This window comes from Neisseria polysaccharea (assembly GCF_963392925.1).
GTDB lineage: Bacteria > Pseudomonadota > Gammaproteobacteria > Burkholderiales > Neisseriaceae > Neisseria > Neisseria polysaccharea.
This window is the reverse complement of sequence record NZ_CAUJNZ010000004.1, coordinates 51,276-65,084: the sequence shown is the minus strand read 5'-3', so window position 1 is coordinate 65,084 and position 13,809 is coordinate 51,276. Positions and strand designations below refer to the sequence as shown.

Genomic DNA, 13,809 nt, shown 5'->3' with positions numbered 1-13,809 from the left:
GAAAAAGCATTCAGGTTTTCAGACGGCATTTGTCCGCAATTATTGAGACGCTATCCGAAGCTGAATATAATGAAGCATGCTGCCCAAACCGAAGCAGCTGCCAAAGGCCACAACAAGTAGCCTTTTTGCCCAGTCAAACGCCACATTTCATCTGCATTGGTTGCAACAAAAAACAACCACAAAAAACCAAGTAAAATATCCGTAAAGACTGCCAGTGAAAAAATCATACGGTTTGCAGGTAAGAAGCTGAATGCGTTCAGAACAACCCATTGTATAAAAAATGTGGAAAGCGTAGCATATTTGGCGCGAAAATTGACTGCACGTTTGTCTTGATGAATTTTACGGCGAATAATCAAATACTGAACAATCAGCACAAATGCACACACAAAAAGGCTGATAATGAACATGAAAAACGCAACAATGCCGATTGCAAACATGAGTCTCTCCTATCCGTTGCACCTATACCATAGCCAAGTGATGGCACCGAGTGCTTCGCTTTCGTTCCATTGTTCATTGGGGTAGAGTTTAGGGGAGATGATGTTTAGGGTTGTGATGGTGGGCATAGTTTAGAGGGGGGTAAAACAAAAAAGGTAAGTGTAAGTGGTTTTAAGGCTGCCTGAAAGCGGATTAACAGCGAAAAAGAGAACGCGTGAGTGCGAGCACCCACGCTTGCTATCAGACAGACTGGCTACGCTGGCTATGCTTGTTATATATCTATATGGTTATATAGATATATAATTTTTTCACTCCATTCATTTGATTGTAGGGTATCTGTATCTTCAGCAATATACAAACCAATATCTTTTGACCAGAATGCATAAGTTTGTTGAATTATATCTATATTCTTCAGATAATTAAAATCTGAGAAAGCACCATCAAACATGCATATTATAGCTATTGGATTAAGCTGATTGATATTTAGTATTTCATCTTTAATTACATTAAATAAATCAATATTTTTGGAATATAAAAAATAAGATTCTGTTAAAAAAATATCATATTTCCACTCATTATTTTCAAGAATATATTTTTCAGATTTAATGCAACGTGATCTAGATTCCCATTGCTTTATATTTTCATGATTTCTGTCTTCTTTTAAAAAAATACCATAACACAATATAGAAAACTGGTCAGTACCACAATTTTTTAAAAAATCTATTATTTTCATTTAGCTACCCCTAATTAGGTTTAATTGATTATTATCTGGTATAAAGCTTGCAATGACTTTATCCTTATACGGCCCATCTTTTGCAACAACAATAACAACATATTTCCCATTTGATTTACCTAATAAGCAATATTGGAACAGTAATCATGGGAAATCATGAATAGCCTTTAGGCAGAAGGAAAGATTATGAAAGACCGACAGCATTTGTTCAACCTTATCATCATCGGCGACGAAATCTTACACGGCAGCCGCCAAGACAAGCATTTCGCCTTTTTCAAATCCCTGCTCGAATCCAAAGGGCTGAAGCTCAATCAGGTGCAATACCTGCCCGACGAACCCGATTTGCTGGTCAGGCAACTGCGCCGCAGCTTTTCAGACGGCATACCGACGTTTGTTACCGGCGGCATCGGTGCCACGCCCGACGACCACACGCGCCAAGCCGCAGCGGCTGCTTTGGATTTGCCCGTCGTCCGCCACGCGCAAGCCGCCGGGTTTATCGAAGGCGTAACCCTGAAACGCGGCGAGCCGCTTGATTCGCCGGAACACGCCCAACGCCTGAAAATGGCGGATTTCCCCGAGGGCGCAGAGCTTGTGCCCAACCCGTTCAACAACATCGCCGGATTTTCCATCCGCGAGCATTATTTCTTCCCCGGCTTTCCCGTGATGGCGCACCCGATGGCGGAATGGGTTTTGGATACTTATTACGCCGGCCGCTTCAACCAAACCGAACGCGGCAGCCGCAGCGTGTATGTGTTCGAGCAGCCCGAATCGCGCATTACGCCGCTTATGGAGCATATCGAGCAAACTTATCCCGGCGTGCGTTCGTACAGCCTGCCCAGCGTCGGTTGGACGCATTCAGACGGCACGCAGGTCAAACCGCACATTGAGTTCGGCATCAAAGCCGAAGGAGAAGCCGTCAACCTTTTGGACGCGGCGTGGGCGGAAGTGTTGCACAGCTTGGACGGATTGGGAGCAGAGCTGAAAAATCGGGTAAACTGAAAACCGTTTGCCCAAATCGGACAATATTTAAGGAAAACCATGCAATACCGAATCAGAAGAGAAAACGAAGCACCCGAAGCAAAAAATGCGGGGGAAACCTTATGGGAACGCGACATTATGCGCGAAGTGCTGCTGTCCGCCTATCGGGACAGGCGCAGGGAGCGGATGTGGAAAAACATCTGGCGCGCCGTCAGTACCCTGATTCTGGTTGCCCTGATTGCAGGCATTTTCCGAAAAGACGAAGCCGCATTGCAGTTGACGGGCAATACGCCGCATACCGCAGTCGTCAACCTGTACGGCGAAATCGGCAACGGCGTAGAAGACCAGGTCAAAAAACTCAAAGACGGTATGGAAGCCGCCTATAAAAACCCGCAGGCAAAAGCCATCATCATCCGCGCCAACAGTCCCGGCGGTTCGCCTGTCGTGTCCAACACCGCTTTTGAAGAAATACGCCGTCTGAAGGCGCAGCACCCCGGCATCCCCGTTTATCTCGTGGCGGAGGATATGTGCGCGTCCGGCTGCTACTACATCGCGGCGGCGGCGGACAAAATCTATGCCGACCCGTCCAGCATCGTCGGCAGCATCGGCGTTATCGGCAGCAGTTTCGACGCGACCGGCCTGATGGAAAAAATCGGCGTGAAACGCAGGGTTAAAATTGCGGGCAGCAACAAAGGTATGGGCGATCCGTTTTCGCCCGAAACGCCCGAACAGTCGAAAATCTGGGAAGAAATGCTGACCGGCATACACGGCGAATTTATCAAAGCCGTCAAAACCGGACGCGGCAGCCGCCTCAAATTCCGACAATATCCCGACGTGTTCAGCGGTCGGGTGTACACGGGTGCGGATGCGCTGAAGGTCGGGCTGGTGGACGGACTCGGCAATATTTACAGCGTGGCGCGAGACGTGGTCAAAGCCCCCGATGTGGTGGATTACACTCCGAAGGACGATTTCGGCAGAATCTTGGGCAGACGCTTCGGCGCAGAACTCAAAGCAAGCGTTTCGGAAGCCCTGCAATCCCTCCAATAACGCTTTCCGCCGGATATAGTGGTTTAAATTTAAACCACTATACCGATGCCGTCTGAAAGGTTTTCAGACGGCATTTTTTTGCATGGTAGGGTGATATTTGTGAAACGGTAATATGAAAACAGAACGCTTGTCGCGCGGTTTGTACAGTGCCGGTCTGTACGAAGACAGCAATAAAGATAGAAACGTTTTGTTTTTATAGGATTGGCGCGAAACAGACGGTCCGGCGTTCTTGAAATCAAATAAGAATCGTTATCATAACATGATTGTATTTATTGGGTTTTTTTGGGCGTTTTGCCGATATTTACCTTTTAATGGTTTTTGAAATTCGCTAAAATACGAAATTATTGTAGAAATTTTGTTAACGGATTTGGGTGTAACCATGTTGTCCGCTTACTTTCCCGTCTTTGTCTTTATCCTCGTCGGCCTCGCGGCCGGCGTGCTGTTTATCCTGCTCGGCACGATTTTAGGCCCGAAACGCCACTACGCCGAAAAAGACGCGCCTTACGAATGCGGTTTTGAAGCCTTTGAAAACGCAAGGATGAAGTTCGACGTGCGCTATTACCTCGTCGCCATCCTCTTCATCCTGTTTGATTTGGAGGTCGCGTTCATGTTGCCGTGGGCAGTTGTGTTCAAAGATTTGGGCGCGTACGGCTTCTGGTCTATGCTGGTGTTTATCGTCGTCCTGACGGTAGGCTTTGTTTACGAATGGAAAAAAGGTGCGCTGGAATGGGAATAGAAGGCGTTTTGAAAAAAGGTTTCATCACCACCAGCGCGGATACGGTGTTGAACTATATGCGTACCGGTTCGCTGTGGCCGGTTACTTTCGGCTTGGCCTGCTGTGCCGTGGAAATGATGCATGCAGGTATGGCGCGTTATGACCTTGACCGCTTCGGCATCATTTTCCGTCCGTCCCCACGTCAGGCCGACCTGATGATTGTGGCAGGTACGCTGACCAACAAAATGGCGCCAGCCCTGCGCCGTGTATACGACCAGCTTGCCGAGCCACGCTGGGTATTGTCTATGGGCTCGTGTGCCAACGGCGGCGGTTATTATCACTATTCTTATTCCGTTGTGCGCGGTGCCGACCGCGTCGTGCCGGTAGACGTTTATGTGCCGGGTTGTCCGCCGACTGCGGAAGCCCTGATTTACGGCCTGATTCAGCTCCAACAAAAAATCAAGCGCACTTCCACCATCGCGCGTGACGAGTAAGGGGAGGACGATATGGCAAGTATTCAAAACTTATACGAAACCGTCAGCCGCGTTTTAGGCGATCGGGCAGGCAAAGTTATTTCCGCTTTGGGAGAGATTACCGTCGAGTGTCTGCCCGAACACTATATTTCAGTCATGACCGCATTGCGCGACCATGAAGAGCTGCATTTCGAGCTTCTGGTCGATTTGTGCGGTGTCGATTACAGCACTTACAAAAACGAAGTATGGCAGGGCAAACGCTTTGCCGTCGTCAGCCAGCTTCTTTCCGTTAAAAACAATCAACGCATCCGCGTACGCGTCTGGGTTTCAGACGACGACTTCCCCGTAGTCGAATCTGTAGTTCCCGTTTACAACAGCGCGGATTGGTACGAGCGCGAAGCCTTCGATTTGTACGGCATCATGTTCAACAACCATCCCGACTTGCGCCGCATCCTGACCGATTACGGTTTCGTCGGACATCCGTTCCGCAAAGACTTCCCGATTTCCGGCTATGTGGAAATGCGTTACGACGAAGAGCAAAAACGCGTGATTTACCAACCTGTTACCATTGAGCCGCGCGAGATCACGCCGCGTATCGTCCGTGAGGAGAACTACGGTGGCCAATAAATTAAGAAACTACACCATCAACTTCGGCCCGCAACACCCTGCGGCGCACGGCGTATTGCGCATGATTTTGGAGTTGGAGGGCGAAACCATCGTCCGCGCCGACCCGCATATCGGCCTCCTGCACCGAGGTACTGAAAAACTGGCTGAAACCAAAACCTACCTGCAAGCCCTGCCCTATATGGACCGCTTGGACTACGTTTCCATGATGGTCAACGAGCAGGCGTATTGTTTGGCAGTAGAAAAACTTGCCGGTATCGATGTACCTATCCGCGCCCGGTATATTCGCGTCATGTTTGCCGAAGTAACGCGCATCCTCAATCACTTGATGGGCATCGGTTCGCACGCATTCGACATTGGCGCGATGACCGCCATCCTCTACGCCTTCCGCGACCGCGAAGAGCTGATGGACTTGTACGAAGCCGTATCCGGCGCGCGTATGCACGCAGCCTACTTCCGTCCCGGCGGCGTTTACCGCGACCTGCCCGACTTCATGCCCAAATACGAGAGCAGCAAATTCCGCAACGCCAAAGTATTGAAGCAGCTCAATGAATCCCGTGAAGGCACTATGCTCGACTTTATCGACGCCTTCTGCGAACGCTTCCCAAAAAACATCGACACACTCGAAACCCTCCTGACCGACAACCGCATCTGGAAACAGCGTACCGTCGGCATCGGCGTCGTCTCCCCCGAGCGCGCCATGCAAAAAGGCTTTACCGGCGTGATGTTGCGCGGTTCCGGCGTGGAATGGGATGTGCGTAAGACACAGCCTTACGAAGTGTACGACAAAATGGATTTCGACATTCCCGTCGGTGTGAATGGCGACTGCTACGACCGCTACCTCTGCCGTATGGAAGAAATGCGCCAATCCGTGCGCATCATCAAACAATGTGTCGACTGGCTTCGCGTGAATCCCGGTCCGGTCATTACCACCAACCACAAATTTGCCTCGCCCAAACGTACCGAAATGAAAACAGGTATGGAAGACCTGATTCACCATTTCAAACTCTTTACCGAGGGTATGCACGTTCCCGAGGGCGAGACCTACACCGCTGTCGAACATCCGAAAGGCGAGTTCGGCGTTTACATCATTTCAGACGGCGCAAACAAACCCTACCGCCTGAAAATCCGCGCACCCGGCTTCGCCCATCTGCAAGGTATGGACGAAATGGCAAAAGGCCATATGCTCGCCGACGTCGTTGCCATCATCGGTACGCAGGACATCGTATTCGGGGAGGTTGACCGATAATGTTATCCGCAGAATCCTTAAAACAAATTGATATTGAGTTGGCAAAATATCCTGCCGACCAACGCCGTTCCGCCATCATGGGCGCGTTGCGTATCGCCCAAACCGAAAAAGGCTGGCTTGCTCCCGAGACCATCGCCTTTGTTGCAGACTATATCGGCATCTCGCCTGCACAAGCCTACGAAGTCGCTACTTTCTACAATATGTACGACCTTGAGCCCGTCGGCAAATACAAACTGACCGTTTGTACCAACCTGCCCTGTGCCCTGCGTGGCGGCATGGATACCGGCGAATACCTGAAGAAAAAACTCGGTATCGGCTACGGCGAAACTACGCCCGACGGCAAATTCACCCTTGTCGAAGGCGAATGCATGGGCGCGTGCGGCGATGCTCCGGTCATGCTGGTCAACAACCACAGCATGTGCAGCTTTATGACTGAAGAGGCGATTGAGAAAAAATTAGCAGAATTAGAATAGATTGTCTGAACACATTAGGTTTGTGATCAAACTTAACTGGTTATTCCAAAATTCTAAATTGTGATTTTAAAAAGTAACAATAAAAAAGGGGGGAGTGCTTCATGAGAGGGGTAATCGTCAAGTGGGATGACGAAAAAGGTTATGGTTTTATACGGATAGATGGCGGTAACAAAGAAATTTTCTGCCATATTTCTGACTTTTCCCCAAAAAACCCGCGTCCTGAGATTGACGAGGCGGTTGGTTTTGAAGTGGTTTCAGACGGCAAGGGAAGATTTTCTGCAAAACAGATACGCTATCTGAATCGGGAGTGTGCAGTTTCTCCCGGATACCGCAAGAAACATCGAAAAGACGAGGAATCTCCCACTTCGATTGTTCAGGTTGTGCTGTCTTTGTCGGTCGGTTTGCTGCTTGTTTCGGTAATCGGCTATAAGGCGTATCAATATGCGTCAGAGAAGCTGACTCCGAAACAGGAAAATACGCCGGTTAAAACGCAAGTATTGCCCGAAATAAAACGGCAGCAGCCCGACAGCAGCCCATACCGTTGCGACGGCAGGCAATATTGCTCACAAATGACTTCGTGCGAAGAAGCCAAATGGTTTGTGAGGAACTGTTCCGATACCAAGATGGACGGCGATGGCGACGGCATTCCGTGTGAAAATATGTGCAGCGGATGGTAATTTTGATTGATGACGGGAAGAACAAACGCAGGTTTGGTTCAGATTAAACGAAGACAGGAAAATGCCGTCTGAAAACAGACGAACCGTTTCAGACGGCATCAGGAACATTGAGACGGCAGGCAGCTGCAAACGATACGAAAACAAACAGGCACACCAAAAATGGCTATTTACCAATCAGGCGTGATTTTTGACCAAGTGGATACCGCCAATCCCGATTGTTGGACATTGGACGAATACGTCAAACGTGGCGGCTATACCGCCCTGCGTAAAATCCTGTCCGAAAACATCTCGCAAACCGATGTGATTGATGAAGTCAAAACCTCCGGCTTGCGCGGGCGTGGCGGTGCGGGCTTCCCGACCGGTTTGAAATGGAGCTTTATGCCCCGTTCCTTCCCGGGCGAAAAATATGTGGTTTGCAACACCGACGAAGGCGAGCCGGGTACATTTAAAGACCGCGACATCATCATGTTCAATCCTCATGCCCTGATTGAAGGCATGATTATTGCCGGTTACGCGATGGGCGCAAAAGCGGGCTACAACTACATCCACGGCGAAATTTTCGAAGGCTACCAACGCTTTGAAGCCGCTTTGGAGCAGGCGCGTGCCGCAGGTTTTTTGGGTAAAAATATTTTGGGTTCGGATTTTGAATTCGAACTCTTCGCCCACCACGGCTACGGCGCATATATTTGCGGCGAAGAAACCGCCTTGCTCGAATCGTTGGAAGGCAAAAAAGGCCAGCCGCGCTTTAAACCGCCATTCCCTGCTTCGTTCGGCCTGTACGGCAAACCGACCACCATCAACAATACCGAAACGTTCTCTTCCGTCCCATTTATTATCCGCGACGGCGGTCAGACGTTTGCCGATAAAGGCATTCCGAATGCAGGCGGTACCAAATTGTTCTGTATTTCCGGCCACGTCGAACGTCCGGGCAACTATGAAGTGCCATTGGGTACGCCGTTTGCCGAAGTCTTGAAAATGGCGGGCGGTATGCGTGGCGGTAAAAAACTCAAAGCCGTTATCCCCGGCGGTTCGTCAGCACCCGTATTGCCTGCCGATATCATGATGCAGACCAATATGGACTACGACTCGATTTCCAAAGCAGGATCGATGTTGGGTTCCGGCGCGATTATCGTCATGGACGAAGACGTGTGCATGGTCAAAGCCCTCGAACGTTTAAGCTACTTCTACTACGACGAGTCTTGCGGCCAATGTACGCCTTGTCGTGAAGGTACGGGCTGGCTCTACCGCATCGTCCACCGCATTGTAGAAGGCAAAGGTAAAATGGAAGATTTGGATTTGCTGGATTCTATCGGTAACCAAATGGCAGGCCGCACCATCTGCGCCCTTGCCGATGCCGCCGTCTTCCCCGTCCGCAGCTTTACCAAGCATTTCCGTGATGAGTTTGTGCATTACATCGAACACGGCGGACCGATGAAACCGAATAAGTGGTGCTAAGTTTTCAGACGGCCTCTAAAAGAATGATTTATTAAATACCCGTAACTAGGAACGAACCATGTTACAAATCGAAATCGACGGCAAACAGGTATCTGTGGAGCAGGGTGCGACGGTGATTGAAGCCGCGCACAAGCTCGGTACTTATATCCCGCATTTCTGTTACCACAAAAAACTTTCCATCGCCGCCAACTGCCGTATGTGTCTGGTGGACGTGGAAAAGGCCCCCAAACCTCTGCCCGCCTGTGCCACGCCGGTTACAGACGGCATGATTGTGCGTACGCATTCGGCAAAAGCCCGAGAGGCGCAAGAAGGCGTGATGGAGTTCCTGCTCATCAACCATCCGCTTGATTGTCCGACCTGCGACCAAGGCGGCGAATGCCAGTTGCAGGATTTGGCGATGGGCTACGGCAAAACCACCAGCCGTTATACCGAAGAAAAACGTTCTGTCGTCGGTAAGGACATGGGGCCTTTGGTTTCTGCCGAGGAAATGAGCCGTTGTATCCACTGTACCCGTTGCGTTCGTTTCACTGAAGAAATCGCCGGCTTGCAGGAAATCGCGATGGCGAATCGCGGCGAACACTCCGAAATCATGCCCTTTATCGGCAAAGCGGTGGAAACTGAACTGTCGGGCAACGTCATCGATTTGTGTCCTGTTGGCGCATTGACCAGCAAACCGTTCCGCTTCAACGCGCGTACTTGGGAATTGAATCGCCGCAAATCCGTTTCCGCTCATGACGCTTTGGGCAGTAACCTGATTGTACAAACCAAAGACCATACCGTCCGCCGCGTGCTGCCGCTGGAAAACGAAGCGATTAACGAATGCTGGTTGTCCGACCGCGACCGTTTCGCCTACGAAGGCCTGTATCACGAAAGCCGTCTGAAAAACCCGAAAATCAAACAGGGCGGCGAGTGGATGGACGTGGATTGGAAAACCGCGTTGGAATATGTCCGCAGCGCGATTGAATGTATCGCCAAAGACGGCAACCAAAACCAAGTCGGCATTTGGGCGAACCCGATGAATACGGTTGAAGAGCTGTATTTAGCGAAGAAATTCGCCGACGGACTGGGCGTTAAAAATTTTGCCACCCGCCTGCGCCAACTGGACAAACGTCTTTCAGACGGCATTAAGGGTGCGCAATGGTTGGGGCAAAGTATTGAATCGCTGGCGGACAACGATGCCGTATTGGTAGTCGGCGCGAACTTGCGCAAAGAACAGCCGCTCTTGACCGCCCGCCTGCGCCGCGCCGCCAAAGACCGTATGGCATTGAGCGTATTGGCCGGCAGTAAAGAAGAATTGTTTATGCCGCTTCTGTCTCAAGAAGCGGTGCATCCCGACGAGTGGGCAGGCCGTCTGAAAAACCTGTCTGCCAATGCGGAACACGCCGTTACCGCCAGCCTGAAAAATGCTGAAAAAGCAGCGGTGATTTTGGGCGCGGAAGTGCAAAACCATCCTGATTACGCCGCCATTTATGCCGCCGCGCAAGAGCTGGCAGACGCGACCGGCGCAGTGCTGGGCATTTTGCCGCAAGCCGCCAACAGCGTTGGTGCGGATGTCTTGGGCGTGAACTCGGGCGAGAGCGTTGCCGAAATGGCAAACGCGCCGAAACAGGCGGTCTTGCTGCTCAACGTCGAACCGGAAATCGATACGGCGGACGGTGCGAAAGCCGTGGCCGCGTTGAAACAGGCGAAAAGCGTGATGGCGTTTACACCGTTTGTCAGCGAAACGCTGCTGGATGTGTGCGACGTGTTGTTGCCGATTGCGCCGTTTACCGAAACATCGGGCAGCTTCATCAATATGGAAGGCCGTCTGCAATCCTTTCACGGCGTGGTACAAGGCTTCGGCGATTCGCGTCCGCTGTGGAAAGTGTTGCGCGTATTGGGCAACCTGTTTGACCTGCAAGGTTTTGAATACCACGATACCGCCGCGATTCTGAAAGATGCGCTGGATGCAGAAAGCCTGCCGTCCAAACTGGACAACCGCGTGTCTTCGACTCAAAAAGATTTTCAGACGGCATCAAGCCGCCTCGTGCGCGTGGGCGGAGTGGGCATCTATCACACCGATGCCATCGTGCGCCGTTCCGCACCGTTGCAGGCAACCGTCCATGCCGCCGTGCCTGCCGCGCGTGTGAATCCGAACACTTTGGGACGCTTGGGCATGCAAGACGGACAAACCGCTGTCGCCAAACAAAACGGCGCAAGCGTATCGGTTGCCGTCAAAGCCGATGCCGGACTGCCTGAAAACGTGGTGCATCTGCCGCTGCATACCGAAAATGCCGCGCTGGGTGCGTTGATGGACACTATTGAACTGGCGGGAGCTTGATCATGCAAGAATGGTTCCAAAACCTCTTTGCCGCAACGCTCGGTTTGGGCGATTTGGGTATTACCGTAGGCTTGGTGGTATCCGTCATCGTCAAAATCGTGATTATCCTGATTCCGCTGATTCTGACCGTTGCCTACCTGACGTATTTCGAACGTAAAGTCATCGGCTTTATGCAGCTTCGCGTCGGCCCGAACGTAACCGGCCCGTGGGGTCTGATTCAGCCGTTTGCCGACGTGTTCAAACTCTTGTTTAAAGAGGTAACCCGTCCGAAGCTGTCAAACAAAGCCCTGTTCTATATTGGCCCGATTATGTCGCTTGCTCCGTCTTTTGCGGCATGGGCAGTGATTCCGTTCAACGAAGAATGGGTGCTGACCAACATCAATATCGGCCTTTTGTACATCCTGATGATTACCTCGCTGTCGGTTTACGGCGTGATTATCGCGGGCTGGGCTTCCAACTCCAAATATTCGTTCTTGGGCGCAATGCGTGCTTCCGCGCAAAGCATTTCCTACGAAATCGCCATGAGTGCCGCGCTGGTGTGCGTCGTGATGGTGTCGGGCAGCATGAACTTCTCCGACATCGTTGCCGCGCAGGCAAAAGGCATCGCAGGCGGTTCGGTATTCTCTTGGAACTGGCTGCCGCTCTTCCCAATCTTCATCGTTTATCTGATTTCCGCCGTTGCCGAAACCAACCGCGCGCCGTTTGACGTGGCAGAGGGTGAGTCTGAAATCGTTGCCGGTCACCACGTTGAATACTCCGGCTTTGCATTCGCGCTGTTCTTCCTTGCCGAATACATTTTCATGATTCTGATTGCCGCGCTGACCTCGCTGATGTTCCTCGGCGGCTGGTTGTCTCCGTTCCCGCAAAGTTGGGGCTTTATCGGTACGCCTTCCGCATTCTGGATGTTCGTAAAAATGGCGGCGGTGCTGTACTGGTATCTGTGGATCCGTGCGACTTTCCCGCGCTACCGTTACGACCAAATCATGCGTTTGGGCTGGAAAGTGCTGATTCCGATCGGCTTCGCCTACATCGTGGTTTTGGGCGTGTGGATGATTTCACCGCTGAATTTGTGGAAATAAGTTTCAGACGGCATCTTGAGGCCGTCTAAACAAAGCGATTTTGAATACCTAACGAAATCCCTGTTTTGAGGGAACATAATATGGCTAACTTAGTAAAAACCTTTCTGCTTGGCGAATTGGTAAAAGGCTTGGGTGTAACGCTCAAAAACTTTTTTGCCCGCAAAGACACAATTTATTTCCCCGAAGAGAAAACGCCGCAATCCGTGCGTTTCCGTGGCTTGCACGCGCAACGCCGTTATCCGAACGGCGAAGAGCGCTGTATTGCGTGTAAATTGTGTGAGGCAGTTTGTCCGGCAATGGCGATTAACATCGAATCGGAAGAACGTGAAGACGGTACCCGCCGCACCAAACGTTACGACATCGACCTGACCAAGTGCATCTTCTGCGGTTTCTGCGAAGAGGCCTGCCCGACCGATGCGATTGTGGAAACCCATATTTTTGAATACCACGGCGAGAAAAAAGGCGACTTGCACATGACCAAGCCGATTCTTTTGGCCATTGGCGACAAATACGAAGCTGAAATCGCCAAACGCAAAGCCGCTGATGCGCCGTACCGCTAAGGAGCAGACGAATGACTTTTTCCGCGATTCTGTTCTATATCCTTGCCGCCATCGTTTTGTACGGTGCGGTTCGTACCGTTACCGCTAAAAACCCCGTGCACGCCGCTTTACATCTGGTGCTGACCTTCTGCGTGAGCGCGATGATTTGGATGCTGATGCAGGCGGAGTTTTTGGGCGTTACGCTGGTGGTGGTTTATGTCGGCGCCGTGATGGTGTTGTTCCTGTTCGTCGTGATGATGCTGAACATCGACATTGAAGAAATGCGCGCCGGTTTCTGGCGTCATGCGCCCGTTGCCGGTGTGGTCGGCACATTGTTGGCGGTTGCCCTGATCCTGATTCTGGTCAACCCGAAAACCGACCTGGCCACATTTGGTCTGATGAAAGACATTCCCGCCGATTACAACAATATCCGCGATTTGGGCAGCCGTATTTATACCGACTACCTGTTGCCGTTTGAGTTGGCGGCAGTATTGTTGCTGTTGGGTATGGTAGCCGCGATTGCGCTGGTTCACCGTAAAACCACCAATCCGAAACGTATGGATCCTGCCGACCAAGTTAAAGTACGCGCCGATCAAGGCCGTATGCGTCTGGTGAAAATGGAAGCGGTCAAACCGCAAGTTGAATCTGCCGAAGAAAGCGAAGTTTCAGACGGCCTCAAGCCGGAAGGGGAGGGCAAAGCATGATTACCTTGACGCATTATCTGGTATTGGGTGCGCTCCTGTTCGGTATCAGCGCAATGGGTATCTTCATGAACCGTAAAAACGTGCTGGTATTGCTGATGTCCATCGAGCTGATGCTTTTGGCGGTGAACTTCAACTTTATCGCCTTCTCGCAACATTTGGGCGATACTGCCGGACAAATTTTCGTATTCTTCGTATTGACCGTTGCCGCTGCCGAATCTGCCATCGGTTTGGCGATTATGGTGCTGGTGTACCGCAACCGACAAACAATCAACGTTGCCGATTTGGATGAGTTGAAAGGGTAAAGGTAG

At 51.1% G+C, this 13,809-nt stretch carries 17 protein-coding genes; 15 read left to right on the top strand and 2 right to left on the bottom strand.

The features are described from left to right. Positions 1–50: 50 nt before the first annotated feature. Both RDY34_RS03630 and RDY34_RS03625 read right to left on the bottom strand, forming a co-directional pair. Positions 51–437, bottom strand: a complete 387-nt coding sequence (locus tag RDY34_RS03630) for a hypothetical protein (RefSeq protein ID WP_308073359.1) — start codon at positions 435–437, stop codon at positions 51–53. Positions 438–706: 269 nt separating this feature from the next. Beyond that, positions 707–1,168, bottom strand: coding sequence for a hypothetical protein (locus RDY34_RS03625; protein ID WP_004467569.1), 462 nt, complete (start codon positions 1,166–1,168; stop codon positions 707–709). Positions 1,169–1,354: 186 nt separating this feature from the next. Here RDY34_RS03625 and RDY34_RS03620 point away from each other — a divergent pair, with 186 nt between their 5' ends. The 15 genes from RDY34_RS03620 (at position 1,355) to nuoK (ending at position 13,803) form a co-directional block, all read left to right on the top strand. Beyond that, positions 1,355–2,167 carry a competence/damage-inducible protein A gene (locus RDY34_RS03620; protein ID WP_308073357.1) on the top strand — a complete coding sequence of 271 codons (813 nt, stop codon included), beginning with the start codon at positions 1,355–1,357 and terminating at the stop codon, positions 2,165–2,167. Positions 2,168–2,206: 39 nt separating this feature from the next. After that, positions 2,207–3,193, top strand: a complete 987-nt coding sequence (locus RDY34_RS03615; protein ID WP_308073356.1) for a S49 family peptidase — start codon at positions 2,207–2,209, stop codon at positions 3,191–3,193. Positions 3,194–3,572: 379 nt separating this feature from the next. Continuing rightward, entirely contained in the window at positions 3,573–3,929 is a 357-nt protein-coding gene (locus tag RDY34_RS03610; protein ID WP_002216332.1) for an NADH-quinone oxidoreductase subunit A, read from the top strand. Continuing rightward, positions 3,920–4,402, top strand: coding sequence for a NuoB/complex I 20 kDa subunit family protein (locus RDY34_RS03605; RefSeq protein ID WP_002215610.1), 483 nt, complete (start codon positions 3,920–3,922; stop codon positions 4,400–4,402). Before RDY34_RS03610 ends, RDY34_RS03605 begins: the two co-directional genes overlap by 10 nt. Before the next feature lie 12 nt (positions 4,403–4,414). Then, a complete protein-coding gene (locus tag RDY34_RS03600) occupies positions 4,415–5,008 on the top strand; it encodes an NADH-quinone oxidoreductase subunit C (RefSeq protein ID WP_050895681.1) in 594 nt (197 codons plus the stop codon). Continuing rightward, positions 4,998–6,254 carry an NADH dehydrogenase (quinone) subunit D gene (gene nuoD, locus RDY34_RS03595; protein ID WP_003750573.1) on the top strand — a complete coding sequence of 419 codons (1,257 nt, stop codon included), beginning with the start codon at positions 4,998–5,000 and terminating at the stop codon, positions 6,252–6,254. Before RDY34_RS03600 ends, nuoD begins: the two co-directional genes overlap by 11 nt. Beyond that, positions 6,254–6,727 carry an NADH-quinone oxidoreductase subunit NuoE gene (gene nuoE / locus RDY34_RS03590; RefSeq protein ID WP_003750572.1) on the top strand — a complete coding sequence of 158 codons (474 nt, stop codon included), beginning with the start codon at positions 6,254–6,256 and terminating at the stop codon, positions 6,725–6,727. Before nuoD ends, nuoE begins: the two co-directional genes overlap by 1 nt. Positions 6,728–6,828: 101 nt before the next feature. Beyond that, positions 6,829–7,404: an excalibur calcium-binding domain-containing protein gene (locus tag RDY34_RS03585; protein ID WP_308184466.1), complete on the top strand. Its 576-nt coding sequence runs from the start codon at positions 6,829–6,831 to the stop codon at positions 7,402–7,404. Positions 7,405–7,465: 61 nt separating this feature from the next. Continuing rightward, positions 7,466–7,588 carry a hypothetical protein gene (locus tag RDY34_RS03580; RefSeq protein ID WP_301005454.1) on the top strand — a complete coding sequence of 41 codons (123 nt, stop codon included), beginning with the start codon at positions 7,466–7,468 and terminating at the stop codon, positions 7,586–7,588. Then, entirely contained in the window at positions 7,564–8,859 is a 1,296-nt protein-coding gene (gene nuoF / locus RDY34_RS03575; RefSeq protein ID WP_308031993.1) for an NADH-quinone oxidoreductase subunit NuoF, read from the top strand. Before RDY34_RS03580 ends, nuoF begins: the two co-directional genes overlap by 25 nt. 58 nt (positions 8,860–8,917) lie before the next feature. Beyond that, positions 8,918–11,179 carry an NADH-quinone oxidoreductase subunit NuoG gene (gene nuoG / locus RDY34_RS03570; protein ID WP_308184465.1) on the top strand — a complete coding sequence of 754 codons (2,262 nt, stop codon included), beginning with the start codon at positions 8,918–8,920 and terminating at the stop codon, positions 11,177–11,179. 2 nt (positions 11,180–11,181) lie between these two features. Next, positions 11,182–12,258, top strand: a complete 1,077-nt coding sequence (gene nuoH / locus RDY34_RS03565) for an NADH-quinone oxidoreductase subunit NuoH (protein ID WP_002228932.1) — start codon at positions 11,182–11,184, stop codon at positions 12,256–12,258. Positions 12,259–12,338: 80 nt separating this feature from the next. After that, positions 12,339–12,818, top strand: a complete 480-nt coding sequence (nuoI, locus tag RDY34_RS03560; RefSeq protein ID WP_002218650.1) for an NADH-quinone oxidoreductase subunit NuoI — start codon at positions 12,339–12,341, stop codon at positions 12,816–12,818. An 11-nt stretch (positions 12,819–12,829) separates the two neighbouring features. Then, positions 12,830–13,501, top strand: coding sequence for an NADH-quinone oxidoreductase subunit J (locus tag RDY34_RS03555; RefSeq protein ID WP_308073352.1), 672 nt, complete (start codon positions 12,830–12,832; stop codon positions 13,499–13,501). Beyond that, positions 13,498–13,803: an NADH-quinone oxidoreductase subunit NuoK gene (nuoK, locus tag RDY34_RS03550; RefSeq protein WP_002215628.1), complete on the top strand. Its 306-nt coding sequence runs from the start codon at positions 13,498–13,500 to the stop codon at positions 13,801–13,803. Before RDY34_RS03555 ends, nuoK begins: the two co-directional genes overlap by 4 nt. Positions 13,804–13,809: the final 6 nt, after the last annotated feature.